The organism is Thiothrix litoralis (assembly GCF_017901135.1).
Taxonomy (GTDB): Bacteria; Pseudomonadota; Gammaproteobacteria; order Thiotrichales; family Thiotrichaceae; genus Thiothrix; species Thiothrix litoralis.
On sequence record NZ_CP072801.1, the window covers coordinates 2048850 to 2065779 of the forward strand.

The following is a 16930-nucleotide window of genomic DNA, read 5'->3' on the forward strand; positions in this document are numbered from 1 at the left end:
GAATTAGGGATAGGGTTTTACCAAAGAAATGGTTACACTGTTTCAAACTCCACCCCGGATCATTTCCAGCATATCCTTCGCCGACAGCTTCCCGCTGGCATCGCTGCCTTCCAGCAAACTGTCTGCTAAATCGCGCTTAAGGGCGTGCAGTTTAACAATTTTTTCTTCAATGGTATTTTCCGCCACCAGCCGATAGACCGTCACGGGGCGTTGCTGCCCAATGCGGTGCGCCCGGTCAGAGGCTTGGTCTTCCACCGCCGGATTCCACCACGGATCCATGTGAATGACATAATCCGCCGCCGTCAGGTTCAGCCCAAAACCGCCCGCTTTAAGGCTGATGAGGAAAATGTCGCCCTCACCACGCTGGAAAGCATCCACCCGTTCCTTGCGTTGCTCCATCGGGGTCGAACCATCCAGGTATTGGTAGTGGATGCCCTGCCCATCCAACCATTCGCGCAACAGCGTTAAGTGTTTGACGAACTGGCTGAACACCAGCGCCTTGTGCTGGTTTTCGCGCAATTCCAGCACCAGTTCGCCGAATGCCTGCAATTTGCTGGACGGCAAGGCGCTGCCCGGCATCGCCAATTGCGGGTGGCAAGCGGCAAGGCGCAGGCGAGTAATTTCCGCCAACACTTGCAGATGCTTGTTGTCACCATCAGCCGTTTCTTCGGTAAGGCGTTCCAACGCTTGCTGGCGCAAGGCTTCATACAGCGCCATTTCCGCATCACTCAAGCTCACCGATAAAGTGATCTCGGTACGCGGTGGCAATTCTTGCAACACCTGATTTTTGGTACGCCGCAACATGAAAGGTTGCACCAGTTTTTTCAGGGCATGGCGGCTCTTGTCGTCGTGGTCACGTTCAATCGGGGTCTGGAAGCGTTCGCCGAACTTTTGCTGCGAGAACAACAGCCCCGGATTGAGGAAACGGAACAAACTCCACAATTCACCCAGATGGTTTTCAATTGGCGTACCCGTGGTGACAAGGCGGAAATCACCCTGCAACTGGTAAGCGGCCTGAGTACGCTTGGTGTTGGCATTCTTGATCGCTTGCGCTTCGTCCAGCACGATGGTTGTCCAACGGATTCTCTGGAACGCTTCCGCATCTTGCTGCAACAAACCGTAGCTGGCAATCAGCAAATCGTGCGGTTGCAAATCATCCAGCATCGCTTGGCGGTCTTTGCCGCGATAAAACACCGGGCGCAAGCTGGGGGCAAAGCGTTGGCATTCACTGAACCAGTTGTTGCACACCGACACCGGGGCAACCACCAAGGCCGCGCCCTTGTCGGCACGCGCCAGCAGCAAACCCAGCGTCTGCACGGTTTTGCCCAGCCCCATGTCGTCTGCCAGACAACCGCCCACGCCCCATTCCGCCAAACGCATCATCCAGCGGAAACCGTCAGTCTGGTAATCACGCAATTCCGCCTGCAAGTTGGTGGGAACAACAGGCTGGCTTTCACGGACGTTTTTCAACTTGATGACTTGCGCTTTCCAATGCTTATCGGCTTCCAGTTTCCCGGCTTCGTCGATGAAATCTTCCAGCGCCATACCTGCGAGTGCGCCGACTTTCAGCCCATTTTTGCCAGCGGTTTCGGCATAGGCGCGTAAAGTATCGAGCTTTTTCTGGAATTGGCGTGTCAGGGTGAGGAATTGCCCATCGGCGAGTTGCACGAAGCGACCAGTCGCGGCTTGGCTAAGATCAAGCAATTGGCGCAGGGTCAGGACGAGGTTTTCATCCACGTATAGCTTGCCGTCAATGTCAAACCAGTCGCCGGACTGTTTGATCTTGAGCGAGAGGTTGTTGCCGCTGACTTGCTGGGTGATGCGCAGCTTTTCGCCTTCCGGCCAAGCCAGTGTTACCTTGTCACCGAGGGCGTGGAGTTGTTGCAGGGCTTCGAGGCATTGTTCGGGGTCGTCCAGCATTAAGTCGTCGCTGGGGTCTTCCCACATTGCCAAAGCGGGGCAATCTTGCAGCAAACTATCCGCCTGTTTACGCTCTTGCTTGAGGTTGCGGGTGGTTTTGAGCAGCTTGCGGTCGACTTCGGTCATGGCATTACTGCGCCCGCTACCCGGCGGGAAAATAGGGCCGGTGTCGCCGAAGGGTTGCACGCGCATCAGCATCCGCAAACCATCGCCCCACGGCAATAAATGGATGTGCAAACGCGGATCGGCTGCGACAGTTTCGGCGTTGTCCATACCGGCAATATCGGACTGGATGGTGATCAGCGGAGCAAGCGCGGTCAAGGTTTGGCGCACACTGGCTTCAGCCTCGATGGGAACGAGCAAGCCGTCTTTGCCGAGGATGCCGTGTAGTTGCAATACACTGGCAGTGAGTTTGTAGAGTTTGAGTTGCAGGGTGGTTTCTTCCACCGCGAAATAGCTGTCAGGTTTGTGAGTCCCGCTGCCATTAGGCAGTTCGGGGAACAGCTTGATGCGCAATTTTCCACCTTCCTTGAGGATCAGCAGTTCTTCCCTACCCTGCTGGATGTCGAGCGGGGAATTGAGCGCATCCATCCAAAAAACGCGCGGATGCCCAATCAAGTGCGCCCACACGTCGTTGATATTCAGTTCATAACTCTGTGCGTAGTAGCCGTAGTAGTCATTGGTAATCTCTCGGCAAATACGGCGGTCTTCCTCTGATAACGCCGAAACGGTTTCTGGCTCAGTTGCCAAGCGTTTCATGGCGATATTGCGCCCCCCTGACCAGCCCGTTTTGGTGGCTTTTTGAAGCATGGGCGTAATCGAATAGGTGATTTCTTGAGTGGGGTGCTTGTGTTTACCCAATGCCCACAGTACCCGCTCTACACCGACTTTGACGGTAGTGTTTTTGCTGGCGCTTGCTGTGCCGATGCGTTGCAGCGCTTGTAAACTGCGCTCCCATGCGGCTTGCGGCTGGTAGAGGCTAATCAGGGCTTGCGTACCTGCTTTGGCATGGGCGGCGGCGGACAAGTCAACATACCGTGGCTTACGCTTGTCTTTGGCGGGCAGGCATTGCGCCAATACGGCGGCGTATTCGTTTGCCAGCCACGTATAGCCGATCGTGTCCATTTGCTGATGGATTTTTACGGCATCATCCAACCACTCAACGGGTGCCACTTGCTCGACCCAATGCCTAACCACTAGCGCGATCAAAAAAGTTAGCGGGGAAAGTTGATACGCACGCGCCGCTCCGAGTACTGGGGGTACATTCCCTGCTTGACGCAAAGTGTAAAAACGTTCCAGTAAGTTGTAGGCAAAATTTGACGAAAATTCCTTGAAATAGGCGGCAGCTTCTTTCAGGGATTTTTCCGTACCGTCCAGTAGTAAGGCGATAACGTAGAATGTTTCCAGCGGTGTGCCAAACCGGGCTTTACGGCTGCCTTGGCGTTTACGCGTCAGCTTCAAACCCGCCTGATAAATGGCAATACATTCATCACGCTTGCCTTGGGAAAACGCACGGGCGCTGGCGAATACATGCCAGTATTCCAAACGCACCCCGGCATCGGCTGAGGGTTCAGCAACCAAGGGGCTTTCCCATTGTTGACGCTGGAACAGTTGCCAGTAATACGTGCCACCAAACACTGTCCAGAGCGCGGCGGTATCCATCTGCTCCGCTTGCAGTAGTTGCTGGCAATGCGCCCATAACGGGCTAGCATTCTCACTGTCCTTGTCCGCTATTTTTAGATAAATCGGGGCGATAAATTGTAAGAAAATGGTTTCAGGAATAAAGGGCATCCATTCCGGGTCAAGCGGTTTTCCCCACAAGGTGAACCACGGGTGTGGCTGGAACTTCGGGCTGTTGGCGCATTGCCGGTTAGCGTGTTCCAGCACTACCGCCAAAGTTCTGCCATTGCCCAACAATGCTTGCAAACGCAAATCACGCAAGGCTTGAGCAGCATCCACCCATATTTTCTGCCCAAAATACCTTTCCGGCTGCTCCGGGCTGAGGTGAATATTCACCACTTCTGCCAAGGCAGCGAAACGCCCTGCACGTAAACTACGCTGGGTCAGTGCATCACAGAGGGTTTCAACGCAAGCATAATTATTGCTGACGATTTTCAAGAAATCGAGACGCACCAGTTCATCCAGCAAACGACGTAATACTTTGACATCCATCGCCACTGGAGAGAGCTTCGATAACTGCGCGGCAGATATTGGGGCGTAGATAATCGACATGAATTCCAGCAGGTGCTGAGTACTGTCGGGTAGTTCGAGAAATTTTTTCAATTTTTTTTCGTCAAATACAGCGGTCATGGTTCAATTTGGGTAAAAGTGGCTAAGGATTGTTGCACAGTCGTCATGGGCAAACGTTCTTGTTCCAGCCGTTGGTGGGTTTGTTGCAACTGTTGGTACAGTGCCAGTTCTGCGGGCTGTAGGTGTTGGAGTATATCAGCACAGCGGGCATTTTCCGGCTCTTCGACGCATAAATGCGCGTATTGCTGCAAGGTTGGCGTATCCATCAACAAGGATTGGGTCTGCGGAAAATAACGCCGCATCCGCGACAGAATCGAAAAACCGTGGGTATCGAGATCACCCCAGTACACGATCTGTCGGGTGTGCAACCACGGGATTTCCGCCAGTGTATCTATGCCGTAGCCCAGACCGAACATCACGATACTGCCCGGCATATCGGGAAAACTCAGGCCATTGGTCTTGTTTTCGGTCACGAACACCCGCTGGCACGGGATTTCCCATTGCGCCAATTGCGACACCGGCAAACTCATATCCGTGATGCCCGCCACCGGGCTGAGTGCAGCATCCAGCAAGCGCAGGCGCAGTAATGGCTCTTCGTATTTCAGCCCGTAACGGCGCTCGAAACCGTGCTGGCGCAGGCCGGTGCTGTCCGGGTCAAGTGCCGTTTCCGGCAATACCACATCCAGCAATTCGCTCAGGATCGCCTTGTTCTGGCCGATAAACTTGCTGTCCACGCCGGGAATATCGAGTTCGCGCAGGTAACGTCCGGGTTGCGGATGGTGCAGAAAATAGCGGCATACCGCCAGCAGCGCAGGCCAGACCGGCTGCTGCTCCATCAGCTTGACCGGGTATTTCAGCAGCCATGCCCGCAGTGCTGGAAACTCCACCAGCGTTTCAAGTCCAGTTTGATACAAGGCGGGGAATAACTGTTTTTTCTGGATAAAGCGCAGCAAGTCATCGCGGGTATCAAAGCTAATGGTATGCGGCAACAATTGCGTGCCAAGCTGGCGGTGCTGCACTTCGCGGTAGCCGATGCGGAAACCGTAGCATTTCACCTCGCGGCTGGCTTGTTTCAGGGTAAGCATCCAATCACGTACCTGAGCAAACTGTTCCATTTGTGCGGAAGCATTGGGTTTGCGGAAGGGGATTTCCCACGGGAACAGGTCGCCGTTTTCCCAAGCATCCTGCAACACGCGCCCGCTGTCCCAGAGTTTTTGGGCTTTGGTACGGATGTCAGCGGGGGTGATCATGTCAGCGATTATGCACTTTTCTTGGGAGAAAACTCCACAGTCACATTCACTGAGCCTTCGGCTTTGCCGCTGGTGATAAAAGGAATGCCCATTTCCCCCCCGAGGGTAATGCCGAATTCCAGCGTTACTTTTTCCACATTACCTAAAGCGGAATCTTGCAGGGCTTTGGCGGCAGTGTCGGACATGGCACGGATTACGTCGCCGAGTTTGTCCACGGCTTTGGCTGCCTGTTCTGTTATGCCTTTGTGTTCAAAACCGCTGTCTTGTGTGTCTGCTGGGGTGTCGACAAAATTGATGTTTTCAGCGATTTGCATGTAAACCATTTGTCCGTTTTCCAGTTCCATTGCTTTGAGGGTTGCCATCGTTGATACCTTTGGTGGTTGTGTGGTTTTCATACTATCATGAGCGCGTTTGCTGCTATAGAGAAAACCCTTATGCCACGCCGCATTGCCCTGATTGTTGGTGTTAGCCAGTATGAACCCCGTACTGGATTGCAGAATCTTTCTGCTCCCACCAATGATGCCCAACGGATTTACGATGTGCTATCTGAATACGGCGGTTTTGACATGCTGTATCCATTGCCGTTAGCGGATGGCAAGGTGGGCAGTTCTGGCAAAGTGCTGGCGCAAGTGTTGCGCGATAAGTTGCGTGAGGTGCTAAATCCGCAAGCGGGCGAAGAGGTGGAGCTTGCCGTTTTCTATTTCTCCGGGCACGGCGTATCCCATCACGGTATGGCTTCGTACCTATCCGCTACCGACGCCCCGTTAGCAGTTCCCTTATCATTTCTCACCGAATTGGTGGAAGACAGCGCTGTTAAAAATCTCTGTGTTTGGCTGGATTGTTGTCACAGCGGAGAGATATTGAAGTTCAAAACCTCCGAGAAAAAGAGCTTTTGTCTGGTGGCTGCTTCAACAGCGGATGGGGAAGCACTCGCCAAAAATGGGCAAAGCTTACTGACTGAAATACTGTGCGAAGCACTGACACCGGATCAGGATAGGCCAGAAATCCGTGTGATGGAGTTTGTCGATTACCTCGAAGCTCACCGTAAAAACCTACCTCAGCAAGTGTTGTTTCGGGGTAACTCCGCCTTTACCCTCACGCAATACCAAGGCGAAGTTAGCGTGGCATCGCCTTATCCGCCTGACCATCCGCCGTACAAAGGCTTATTGACCTTCACGCAGGCTGACCGGGAATTTTTCTTCGGGCGTGATGGCATGATCCAGCAATTGCTCGACAGGCTCAGCACCAGCCGTTTTGTGCCGCTGCTGGGGGCTTCGGGCAGTGGCAAGTCGTCGCTGGTGCTGGCGGGCTTGTTACCGAAATTGCCGGAAAGCGATTGGCAGGTATTGGTGATGCGCCCCACTGCCAACCCCTTGCAGAACTTGCAGAACTTGCGGGATACGCTGGTGCGCGGTTTTCCTGATGCGCAGGTGGGCACGCTGGCGAGTGGTGCGGATTTGCAACACGAAGTATTGCGGCTGGTCACGGCTGGCAAACGCTTGTTACTGGTGATTGACCAGTTTGAGGAAGTGTTCACCGAATGCCGCGATGATGAGGCACGGGCGGATTTTTTCGCCTGCCTGCTGGAAGCGTTGGACGGCGACAATCCGCTGCATCTGGTGCTGACCTTGCGGGCGGATTTTCTGGGGCATTGCACCGAACAGGCATACGCCGGGCTGGGGCAACGCCTGCAACACCACGCGCTGCTGTTGGTTGCGCCCACTGCGGGCGAATTGCGCGAAGCCATCACCCGTCCGCTGGCACTGGTGGGGATGCGCTGCGAACAGGCACTGGAAGACGAACTGGTTGACCAGACCCTGCACGCCAAGGGCAGCTTGCCGCTATTGCAATACGTGCTGGAAAAACTCTGGCAGTCCGCCCGGCAGGAACGCAGCCGCGAACTGACGCTGGCGATGTACCAGCAATTGGGCGGGCAACACGGCGGCGGCTTGCGCGGCGTGTTGAACGAAAAAGCCGATGCGTTTTACCAGCAACTCGAACCCCAACAGCAACGCCTGATGGAATGGCTGATGGTCGAACTCACCCAAGTCGGCGACGGGCAAGACGACACGCGCCGCACTGTCACCCTGCAAGAACTCCACAACCGCCAACCACAATACACCGAAGCCCTTGATGTACTGCTGGTGCAACTGGTCACGCACGAACGGCTGCTGACTCAAGACCACGATAAACACGGACAAGCTACTACCACAGTAGCTCACGAATCACTGATCCGTAACTGGCAACGGCTACGTGATTGGCTGGCAAGCAACCATGAAATCAAAAGCTGGCGTACACGGATTGAAGCGGACATTACCGACTGGCAAAAAAGTGGTGGTAGTTTGTTACGTGATGGACGACTGGCAGAAGCACAGGAAATTCTTGCTCGTTATCCCGACCCCCTATTAATTGGAGAAAAAGAGTCAAGTTTTATCCATGCCTGCCAAGAACAACAGACAAAAGAACAACAAGAAACAGAGCGTATTCTCAAAGAACTCATCGCGGGCAAATTGGTTAATCAAGCAAGGCTAGCGATGTTCTCCCCGTCGGTTGCCCATGGTTATGTGGTTCAAGGCTTGTTATTGGCAGCACAAGCATGGCGTTTACACCTGAGTGCTGTGCATACCCGAGGGGTATTGAGAGATACAGTTCAGGATGCAGGAAGTTTGCGTACAGTTTGGCGCGGGCATGAAGCTTGGGTTTTATCTGTCGCGTTCAGCCCGGATGGACGCTATGTGGTCAGCGGGAGCAATGATAACACCTTGCGGTTATGGGAAGTGGCGACTGGGCAAATGGTCGGCGCACCTTGGCGCGGGCATGAATCTTGGGTTTCATCTGTAGCGTTCAACTCGGATGGACACTATGTGGTCAGTGGGAGTGGGGATACTGCCTTGCATCTGTGGGGGGTGGCGACTGGGCAAGCGGTCGGCGCACCTTGGCGCGGACATGACGACTCGGTTTCATCTGTAGCGTTCAGCCCGGATGGACGCTATGTGGTCAGCGGGAGCGATGATAACACCTTGCATCTGTGGGAGGTAAGGACGGGCAAACAGGTCGGCGAACCTTGGCGCGGACATGGGAACGGTGTTCAGGCTGTGGCGTTCAACCCAGATGGGCGCCATGTGGTCAGCGGGAGCTGGGATAATACCCTACGATTGTGGGATGTAACGGCAGGGCAAGCGATCGGCGAACCTTGGCTCGGACATAAAGGGTGGGTTAACTCTGTAGCGTTTAGCCGGGACGGGTGCTATGTGGTCAGCGGGAGCGGTGATAAAACCTTGCGGCTATGGGAGGTAGCGACGGGGCAAACTGTCGGTGTACCTTGGCTCGGGCATGAAGACGAGGTTCAATCTGTAGTATTCAGCCCGGACGGGCGCTATGTGGTCAGCGGAAGTGCGGATAACACCTTGCTGCGATGGGAGGTAAGGACGGGCAAACAGATCGGCGACCCTTGGCTCGGGCATGAATATAAGGTTCGGGATGTGGCGTTCAGCCCGGACGGGCGCTATGTGGTCAGTGGGGGCAATGATAAAACCTTGCGGTTGTGGGCTGTGGCAGCGAATCATTTAGTGGATAAGCCTTGGTGCTGGCATAAAGCTCCAGTTTCATCTGTGGCGTTCAGCTCGGATGGACACCATGTGGTCAGCGGGAGCGAGGATAACACCTTGCAGCTATGGGAGGTAGCGACGGGGCATCCAGTCGGCGCACTCTGGAACGGGCATGAAGATAAAGTTCGGGCTGTGGCGTTCAGTCTGGACGGGTATTATGTAGTGAGTGGGAGTGAGGATAACACCTTGCGGCTATGGGAGGTAAGGACGGGCAAACAGATCGGCGAACCTTGGCGCGGACATGAAGGATGGGTTAACTCTGTAGCGTTTAGCCGGGACGGGTACTATGTGGTCAGCGGGAGTAGGGATAACACCTTACGGCTGTGGGAGATAAGGACGGGCAAACAGATCGGCGCACCTTGGCACGGACATGGGAACGGTGTTCAGGCTGTAGCGTTTAGCCGGGACGGGTACTATGTGGTCAGCGGGAGCGATGATAAAACCTTGCGGCTATGGGAAGTAGCGACGGGGCAAACTGTCGGCGCACCTTGGCGCGGACATGAAGGGTGGGTTAACTCTGTAGCATTTAGCCGGGATGGGTGCTATGTGGTCAGCGGGAGCGGTGATAAAACCTTGCGACTATGGGAGGTAGCGACGGGGCAAACTGTCGGTACACCTTGGTTCGGGCATGAAGACGAGGTTCGGGCAGTGGCATTCAGCCCGGATGAGTGCTATGTGGTCAGCGGAAGTGCGGATAACACCTTGCGGTTGTGGGAGGCAGCGAAAGGGCAAGCGGTCGGCGCACCTTGGCGCGGACATGAAGGGTGGGTTAACTCTGTAGCGTTTAACCAAGATGGGTGCTATGTGGTCAGCGGGAGTGATGACAACACCCTGCGTTTGTGGGACTCCGACCCCGAAAGCTGGGCAAAAAAAGCTTGCTCCATCGTCAACCGCAATTTCAGCCTCGCCGAATGGCAACGTTTCATCGGCGATGCCTTGCCCTACGAGAAAACCTGCCCAGATTTGCCCGCCCCCGGCGAAGAAGGCTGGGTAGAGCCGTATGCGGGAGGGTGAGGACACCACGCTTTCCATGCTAGAATCCCGCTATACGCAAAAATCAGGAGAACACCATGCAAGCCATTGAATTCAATGCCACCCCACACGGCGGCATGTTGTTGATACCGGAAATGTACCGTCAACAATGGGAAGGTTTATCCGTGCGGGTTATCTTGCTGCCTGCCAATGAAGCAGCAGCCCCAGCAACGCCTAAACCCAAAACACTGTTGGAACGTCTGCGCACCATCGAAAAAATCCACGCAGCACCCGACTTGTCCGAAAACCACGATGCTTACGTGTTGGGGCAAACACATGGTTGAACCTTTATTTGTCGATACGGGTTACGTACTCGCGTACATCAACGCCAACGACCAGCATCACGATGAAGCCCTGCAACTCGAACCGTATTTTGTTGGGCATCCGCTGGTAACAACCGATGCAGTCCTGCTGGAAGTAGGCAACGCCCTTTCCCGTAGCTTCAAAACACAGGCTGTCGAAATCATCCAGCACTTTCAGGAAGCAGAGGATGTGACGTTGATCCACATGAACCCCTTGCTGTTCAAGGACGCTTTTGATCTGTACCAACGCTACAAGGATAAAGAATGGGGAATGGTCGATTGTCTGTCATTTCACGAATATTGAGCTTGTTGACCAAGACCGAACTGTTGGGGTAACAATCCTAGTCTTGGCTGACACCGTACTTATCCGACATACCTTGCCTTGATTTGGGCAATGCGGCTTTCAAGATCTTGCGGGGAAAGCAATGGCGCTTGTTCGTCCAAATGCGTTCGGCTTGATGGCGCAAACCCTTCCAACCGCAAACTGGCGCGGTAGTTACGGCGGCGGATTTGCCGGAAACGGGCGAGATTTCTAGCCTGTATCAGCATGAATGCACTCCAAACCTCTGAACTGGGAGTGGCTTCACGGTTTGCTACTCACCTAAGGTCACGTCGCAAACCTTGCCCCACATACGCTTTCAGTAAACCCTGATAGCCATTGAAGCCCAATAGGGGGGCAATACGTTTTAGGTCTTCCAGCACATCATTGGGCATTCTCAGCGTGATGCTGGTCATGGGTCGATCTTTGCTTAGCCGCGTTTTCAGTTGCTCAATCTTCATAATAGCGTTGCTCCTGCTTGGTAGCTTTGCGTGCGGATATAAGCCTGATACGGTCATCCTCTATCTAGATATTCACCACAAACAATAAATTCCAAGATTTATCCATACCAATGATGGCATCCCGGCTTTCTTCGTTACGACTAGCATCCACCATTCTTAGGAATGGATCAAAGAACGCTTGTGCCGCCTGTTCAAAGGCTATGCCGTCGCGTCGGTAATACGATTAAGCCTTGCTGCCTTGTGGATTATTCAAGCACTCTCGCTAATTCACCACCTGACGCTCCCCCTTCTCCCGCCGGTATTCCTCAATGCTCAAATTGCGCACCAACGAACGTTGCCCCGCTTCGTTATGCACAAAATGCACCGAGTTGATGTAATCCTCGATCACATGGATTTTCTGCAAAGGCGTGACGATCAGCAGTTGCAGGTTGAGCTTGCGGAACAATTCCAGCCCGTAGCGGGTAGATTCGTCCGAACCACGCCCGAAAGCTTCGTCGATCACCACGAAACGGAACGAGCGTGAGCGCACCTGCCCCCATTCCAGCCCGAACTGGTAGGCCAGCGCCGAAGCCAGCACGGTATACGCCAGCTTTTCCTTTTGCCCGCCTGATTTCCCGGCGGAATCGCTGTAGAACTCGCGTTCGGTGTCGTCTTCGCGCCAGCGTTCGCTCGCCGAGAACAGATACCAGTTACGCACGTCCGTGACCTTGCGCGTCCATTTGCGGTCGCTATCCACCAAACCTTCACGCCCGTTGAAGCGGTCGATGAGGCTTTTGACCTGCATGAAACGGTCTTCGGTGTACATTTCGTCATCGTCGAGGCTGTGGCTCAGGCACTGGCGCAAATCGGTACGGAAATCCCGCACATCAGCATCACTGGTGAATGTGCCCAACAGAGTGATATACGTCCCCGCGTTGTATTCGATGCCCTGCAAGGAACGGTTGATGGCTTCGAGCTTGTCGTCGATGGCGCGGCGTTCCTTTTCCAACTGGTTTTGCAGCATCACAATACCTTGGATGGTCTGCTCATTGAGCATCGCCTTGAATTTCTGTTCGTGGCGCGGCAGGTCTTCGCTTTGCAGCACCGCCAACATACGCTGGAATTCACCTGCTGATTCCAAACTAGCATCCACTTCGCTGGTTTCTGCCGGGTAATCGCGCTTGTAATCCTGCATCTGCTGGACAATTTTCTGCGACAGGCGGCGGTTTTTGCCCTCGTCGCTGTCCAGTTGCGCCTGCATCGCGGCACGGATGTCGCTTTGCTGCTTCGCCAAACTGCGCAAATTGAAAGCGGTGTCACCCAGTACCTGTTCCCGCCAGTGTTCCAACAAACGGTGGTGCTGCGCCAAAGTTGCGGCGCTCAGCAAGGCAGCCTGTTCTGCCGCATGCACCTGCTCCTCTTCGGCAGTGGCGATTTTGTTGGTCAGCGTACCCTGTTCCAGCAATACCTCGCTGTGCTTGCGTTCGCTCTCCTGACGTTGCTGGCTGCTGGTCTGTAACTGCGCTTGCAGGCTTTGTAGGATGTCGGAACTGCTTTCAATGCGCTGCTGTTCTTCACGCAATTGTTGGATCGCCCGCGCCGGAGTGTGCCAGTCGATCTCGCTGAAATCACGCACTTTTTGCACATCATGCAACGCATTCTGCTGCTGGCGTAACAGTTGACGGTCGCGCTCAGCTTGCGACAACGCATCCGCCGTTTGGTGAATCTGCTGGAGCAAGGTTTCGGCTTGCGCTTCCAGCGCCTGCAACTTGTCGCGGTTGCTCCAGCCCAGCACATAGCGGGAACGGTCGTGCAGGTTGTGGCGGTCATCTTTTTCGTGGCGTTGCCCACCGCCCTTAACTTGACCATTCTGGCTCAGGGCTTGGTGGTGGCGGCGAAAATCCTGCATATCGCTGGCGCAATGGTAATCAAAGCGTTCGTGCAGCGCGTGTTCCAGCCACGGGTAAAATTCGCTGTCGGCCTTGATACGCAACTTGCGTACCAGCGACTGCGGGTTGAGTTCGCTACGCCGTGAAGTATTGGGTTCTTGCACGCGGTAATACACCAATCGCCCGTGCAAATGGGTCTGTTCAACGTAGTGGCTGACGCGCTCGTAATGGCGTTCCGGCACTAACAGGCTCAGGCCGAAGTTGTGCAGCACGCGCTCGGCAGCGCCTTCCCACACCCGTTCGGTTTCGTCCACTTGCAGCAATTCGCCCGCAAACGGCAGGTCTTCCTCGGCGAGGTTCAACACGTCCAGCATCGCTTGACGCATGGCGAGGTTTTGGCGCGGAATGTTACTTTTGCGTTGGCGCAACGATTCAATGTCGGCCTGCAACTGTTGCTGCTGCCCGGTTTGCAGGCGGAAACGGATGGCGTGGTCATCGCGCACAGTCTGTAGCTGTTGTTCCTGCTGGCGGGTTTCGGCCTCCAACACTTCGACGCGCTGGCGGTTGTCGTAAAACACCTCTTCGCCCAGTGTCGCGCTCAAACCGAGTTGGGTGATGTTGGCTTGCCAGTGGTCGTACAGACGTTGGCAGCGAGCGCGTTCCTTGTCCAGCGCGGCGATGTCGCGTTCGATTTCGCGCAAACGCCGCCCGCCCTGATCTTCGATGCTGCGGTGCAGGCTGTCTTCTTGCAGGCGCAAACTCTGGATGGCGGTTTCAAGCTGGTTGCGCCGATGGCTGAGACGTTCGGCATCGTGGCGGTACGTTTGCAGGCGCTCGGTGAGCAATTCCACTTCCCTGCCTGCAAACCAGCAGCCCAAGGCTTCGCGGGCAGAACGCAGCGCGTGGATGCTGCTGCTGAGTTGGGTGTAATCACTAAGGGCAATGTCCAGCGGTTGCAACAGGCCGATTTGCCGCCGCGCTTTCAACACCGCTTCGTGCAGACGGTTGAGGTTATCGAAATCGCGGCACAGGCTGTGAATTTGCTGTTCTACGCCAGTGTCTTCGAGCATGTGGGTACGCACAAAATCAGTCAAATTGCCGACCGATTTCATCGACACGGTTTGGTAAAACAGATCCAGCGCCTGTTCGGACTGGATGCCGAAATAGCGCCGGAAACGTGCGGCATATTCCTTGAAGGTGTCAATCACACTCACGCCGGGCAGTTTCATCAAGCGCTTGCGCAGTTTGCTGATGTCGTTGCCGAAATTGGCGAAATGTTCGCGGATAGTGAGTAAGTTCTCTGCCGTGACGTAAAAGCGTTCCGGCTGACGGTTGCCGTCCTTGAACCAGAACACTTGCGCCAACGTCATGCCTTGCGCAAAACCGGGGTTGTAGAACCAGCCCAACAGCACGCTGTAGTGTTTTTCATCGCGCAAGGCCACGGCTTTCGCGGCCTGACTCAGTTCGCCTTTCTCGCTTTTGTACTCGCCGCGCGCGTAGGAACCGAGGGAACGCTCCTTGCCTTCCGCACCTGCTGCCTTGTTATAGGTAATGCGTTGGGTGGGAACGAGCAAGGTGGTGATCGCGTCCACCAGCGTGGATTTGCCGGAACCGATGTCGCCGGTCAGCAGTGCATTGTGGCCTTGCGGGGCAATTTTCCACACATGCTGATCGAAGGTTCCCCAGTTGTAGACTTCCAGATGGTGCAGGCGGAAGCCGGTCAGTGCGTCATCAGCGGTGAAATCGAGGGAAAGGGCTTGCGGGTCATTCATCCTTGGTACTCGCGTATTGCTGGTAGGTTTTGAGTTGTGCGTCCAGTTCGCCCAACCATTGCGCATCAACGAAGGCTTTGAGGATGCGGCGGATTTCGAGCATGTCATCCTGCTGTTTGAGGGTACGCACGAAGCCGTATTCGATCACTTTGTTGATGGCGACGTTGATCTGGTCGATGGTTTTGGCTTCGTTGCTGTGTTCGGGCATGAACACACGCATCATCTCGACGATTTGGGTACGTTCCAGTACCACCCGGCTGTCGCCGCCCGTGGCGTCCTGTTCAGCAAGGCGTTTGCGCAACAGGGCTAACAGCAAGCTGACAGGGTACGTGAGGGGGCGTTTTGCTACCAGACGCGGGGTATCGGTAGCGTCTTCATCCCCAGCATCGCTGTCTTGCTGGCGCAGGAAAGCGTAGCCTTCGGTTTCATCGAGATACAGCGTCAGGCCGAGGATGCGGATGTAATCGCGCACGGCGGCTTGCAATTCCAGCAGGGCTTGCCACAGGCGCGGGTGCTGGTCGGCGTAGACCACGCCCTTGAAAAGCTGGATGAGGACAGGGGCGAGGTTCGGGGTTTGGGTTTCAGTGCTCATGCTGCTTCCACCACCCAGTCATCCACGCTTTTGGTTACGCTGCTGAAGTTGATGCCCAGTAACATTTTCGGGCGCGGATCAGCGGCGTACCCCCCCGGATACCCCCGACTTTTAATCTGTTCCATCGCAGCCTTAGCAGTCTTATCCAGCTTGAACTCGAGAATATAAATATGGGTCGACGTCTTCACCACGCAGTCGATACGCCCATTGCTGTCGTTGACTTCAGCCTCGGCATATTGACCTAGATAGAAAAACGTCAGGTAAATCAGACTGTGGTAATAGGCTTCGCGGTCTTGCAGGAAAATCTGGTAAGGAATTTTCTTAAACACGGCTTTTATCACCTCAATCACCGCTGGCATGTCATTGTTCAGAAATGCCTTGTGCAATTTCACCACCATTGGCGTGGTACGGGTGGGTGCTTCGTGCGCCCATTCTGCCATCAAATACATGGACATGGAGGCGCGTACTTCGTGGTTAGGGTAGTCCAGTTGGTAAAAACCGTATTCATCGTGATTTTTCAGGGTTAGATAACCTGTTTGAAATAGGACGGGTATTAATTCCAGCCGTTCGAGGTCGTAATTACCGAGCGCGGATTCCTCCACTTCCAAATCATCCAACCGATACACCTTGTCGCGGTGCATAAGCTTGGGTAAAAACGTCGGTGTGCCCGATTCAAACCAGAAATTACGGAAGGCTTGCGCCTGAAAGAAGCTCAAAATTGAGTAGGGGTTGTAGACTGAGGTTTCCAAGCCCCAAGTGTAGCCATTGTACCAGTCACGCAATTGACCAAGCAGTGTGTCACGGTCAACCTTCAGACGCTTTTCCACAGCGGGCATGTAAGGCTCAAAATACTGCTCCAGTTCGGTTTGCGTATAGCCCAATAAAGTTGCCGCGCTGTAATCCATCGTCAGGTCAAACAGGTTGTTCAGGTCAGAGAAAATCGACACACGGCTGAATTTTGATACGCCCGTAATCAACAAAAATTCCAAATACGGGTCGCTGTCTTTGATGACAGAGTAGAAGGTTTTCATCACTTGTTGGTTGGCTTTTGCCAGCGGAATATTGTCAAGGTAATCAATCAGCGGCTTGTCGTATTCGTCGATGAGCAGCACGACGTTGCCGCTACGTGCGGCAAGCTGTTGGAGCAATTCCTGAAACTGGCGGTCGATCTCACTTTCTTGCAATGTCAGCCCAAACTGGTGGCTGATGGCGTGCAACTCAGCGGCAATCGCCGCTTCCAGTCCCAATGTACGGTAGCCAATACTGGCAAAGGATATATGCACGACCGGATGCACGTTGCCCCAATCCCACTGGTCTTCGATCCACAGCCCCTCGAACAGGGCACGATTACCTTGGGAGATTTCTTTGATGGTGGACAGCAATAAGGACTTGCCGAAGCGACGCGGGCGTGAGAGAAAAAAGTATTTACCCTGATTGAGCAGTTGGGCAATCGTTTCTGTTTTGTCCACATACAGACAATCCCTGTTTCTCAGCTCGGAAAAAGTTTGAATACCGACGGGTAAACGTTGCAGCATGGCAGTGACCTGTTTCAAAGG

The 16930-nt window shown here is 54.4% G+C and carries 11 protein-coding genes; 3 read left to right on the top strand and 8 right to left on the bottom strand.

Features of this window, described 5'->3' with window-relative positions:
* Nucleotides 1–42: 42 nt before the first annotated feature.
* Genes J9253_RS09935 through J9253_RS09945 form a run of 3 tightly spaced genes read right to left on the bottom strand, consistent with a single transcriptional unit; the run spans nucleotide 43 to nucleotide 5782 of the window.
* The gene (locus J9253_RS09935; RefSeq protein WP_210224417.1) at nucleotides 43–4203 is read right to left on the bottom strand and encodes a DEAD/DEAH box helicase; all 4161 of its coding nucleotides are present in this window, start codon (nucleotides 4201–4203) and stop codon (nucleotides 43–45) included.
* A 23-nt stretch (nucleotides 4204–4226) separates the two neighbouring features.
* Complete coding sequence (locus tag J9253_RS09940) at nucleotides 4227–5420, bottom strand: Wadjet anti-phage system protein JetD domain-containing protein (RefSeq protein WP_210224418.1); 1194 nt, start codon at nucleotides 5418–5420, stop codon at nucleotides 4227–4229.
* A gap of 8 nt (nucleotides 5421–5428) precedes the next feature.
* Nucleotides 5429–5782 carry a CU044_2847 family protein gene (locus tag J9253_RS09945; protein ID WP_210224419.1) on the bottom strand — a complete coding sequence of 118 codons (354 nt, stop codon included), beginning with the start codon at nucleotides 5780–5782 and terminating at the stop codon, nucleotides 5429–5431.
* Nucleotides 5783–5854: 72 nt separating this feature from the next.
* Between J9253_RS09945 and J9253_RS09950 the strand changes: the two genes are divergently transcribed.
* From J9253_RS09950 to J9253_RS09960, 3 genes are read left to right on the top strand one after another with little or no spacing between them, the layout of a single operon-like run.
* Nucleotides 5855–10042, top strand: a complete 4188-nt coding sequence (locus J9253_RS09950; RefSeq protein WP_210224420.1) for an nSTAND1 domain-containing NTPase — start codon at nucleotides 5855–5857, stop codon at nucleotides 10040–10042.
* 56 nt (nucleotides 10043–10098) lie between these two features.
* A complete protein-coding gene (locus tag J9253_RS09955; protein WP_210224421.1) occupies nucleotides 10099–10344 on the top strand; it encodes a hypothetical protein in 246 nt (81 codons plus the stop codon).
* Nucleotides 10337–10666 carry a type II toxin-antitoxin system VapC family toxin gene (locus J9253_RS09960; protein ID WP_210224422.1) on the top strand — a complete coding sequence of 110 codons (330 nt, stop codon included), beginning with the start codon at nucleotides 10337–10339 and terminating at the stop codon, nucleotides 10664–10666. The genes J9253_RS09955 and J9253_RS09960 overlap by 8 nt, the downstream gene beginning before the upstream one ends.
* Nucleotides 10667–10725: 59 nt before the next feature.
* Here the strand turns inward: J9253_RS09960 and J9253_RS09965 are convergent, their stop codons facing one another.
* From J9253_RS09965 to J9253_RS09990, 5 genes are all read right to left on the bottom strand, one after another.
* Nucleotides 10726–10911, bottom strand: a complete 186-nt coding sequence (locus tag J9253_RS09965; protein WP_210224423.1) for a YhfG family protein — start codon at nucleotides 10909–10911, stop codon at nucleotides 10726–10728.
* A gap of 48 nt (nucleotides 10912–10959) precedes the next feature.
* Nucleotides 10960–11142 (bottom strand): hypothetical protein, encoded by a 183-nt coding sequence (locus tag J9253_RS09970; RefSeq protein WP_210224424.1) that lies wholly within the window; start codon nucleotides 11140–11142, stop codon nucleotides 10960–10962.
* A gap of 262 nt (nucleotides 11143–11404) precedes the next feature.
* The gene (locus J9253_RS09980) at nucleotides 11405–14782 is read right to left on the bottom strand and encodes an ATP-binding protein (protein WP_210224425.1); all 3378 of its coding nucleotides are present in this window, start codon (nucleotides 14780–14782) and stop codon (nucleotides 11405–11407) included.
* Entirely contained in the window at nucleotides 14775–15374 is a 600-nt protein-coding gene (locus J9253_RS09985; protein WP_210224426.1) for a DUF4194 domain-containing protein, read from the bottom strand. Before J9253_RS09985 ends, J9253_RS09980 begins: the two co-directional genes overlap by 8 nt.
* A complete protein-coding gene (locus J9253_RS09990) occupies nucleotides 15371–16909 on the bottom strand; it encodes an ATP-binding protein (protein WP_210224427.1) in 1539 nt (512 codons plus the stop codon). Before J9253_RS09990 ends, J9253_RS09985 begins: the two co-directional genes overlap by 4 nt.
* Nucleotides 16910–16930 lie beyond the last annotated feature (21 nt).

Bases quoted from the DNA above. Each gene is read 5' to 3' on its own strand.
- J9253_RS09940 (WP_210224418.1), bottom strand. From the start codon at position 5,420: ATGATCACCCCCGCTGACATCCGTACCAAAGCCCAAAAACTCTGGGAC.
- J9253_RS09945 (WP_210224419.1), bottom strand. From the start codon at position 5,782: ATGGCAACCCTCAAAGCAATGGAACTGGAAAACGGACAAATGGTTTAC.
- J9253_RS09950 (WP_210224420.1), top strand. From the start codon at position 5,855: ATGCCACGCCGCATTGCCCTGATTGTTGGTGTTAGCCAGTATGAACCC.
- J9253_RS09955 (WP_210224421.1), top strand. From the start codon at position 10,099: ATGCAAGCCATTGAATTCAATGCCACCCCACACGGCGGCATGTTGTTG.
- J9253_RS09960 (WP_210224422.1), top strand. From the start codon at position 10,337: ATGGTTGAACCTTTATTTGTCGATACGGGTTACGTACTCGCGTACATC.
- J9253_RS09965 (WP_210224423.1), bottom strand. From the start codon at position 10,911: ATGCTGATACAGGCTAGAAATCTCGCCCGTTTCCGGCAAATCCGCCGC.
- J9253_RS09970 (WP_210224424.1), bottom strand. From the start codon at position 11,142: ATGAAGATTGAGCAACTGAAAACGCGGCTAAGCAAAGATCGACCCATG.
- J9253_RS09980 (WP_210224425.1), bottom strand. From the start codon at position 14,782: ATGAATGACCCGCAAGCCCTTTCCCTCGATTTCACCGCTGATGACGCA.
- J9253_RS09985 (WP_210224426.1), bottom strand. From the start codon at position 15,374: ATGAGCACTGAAACCCAAACCCCGAACCTCGCCCCTGTCCTCATCCAG.
- J9253_RS09990 (WP_210224427.1), bottom strand. From the start codon at position 16,909: ATGCTGCAACGTTTACCCGTCGGTATTCAAACTTTTTCCGAGCTGAGA.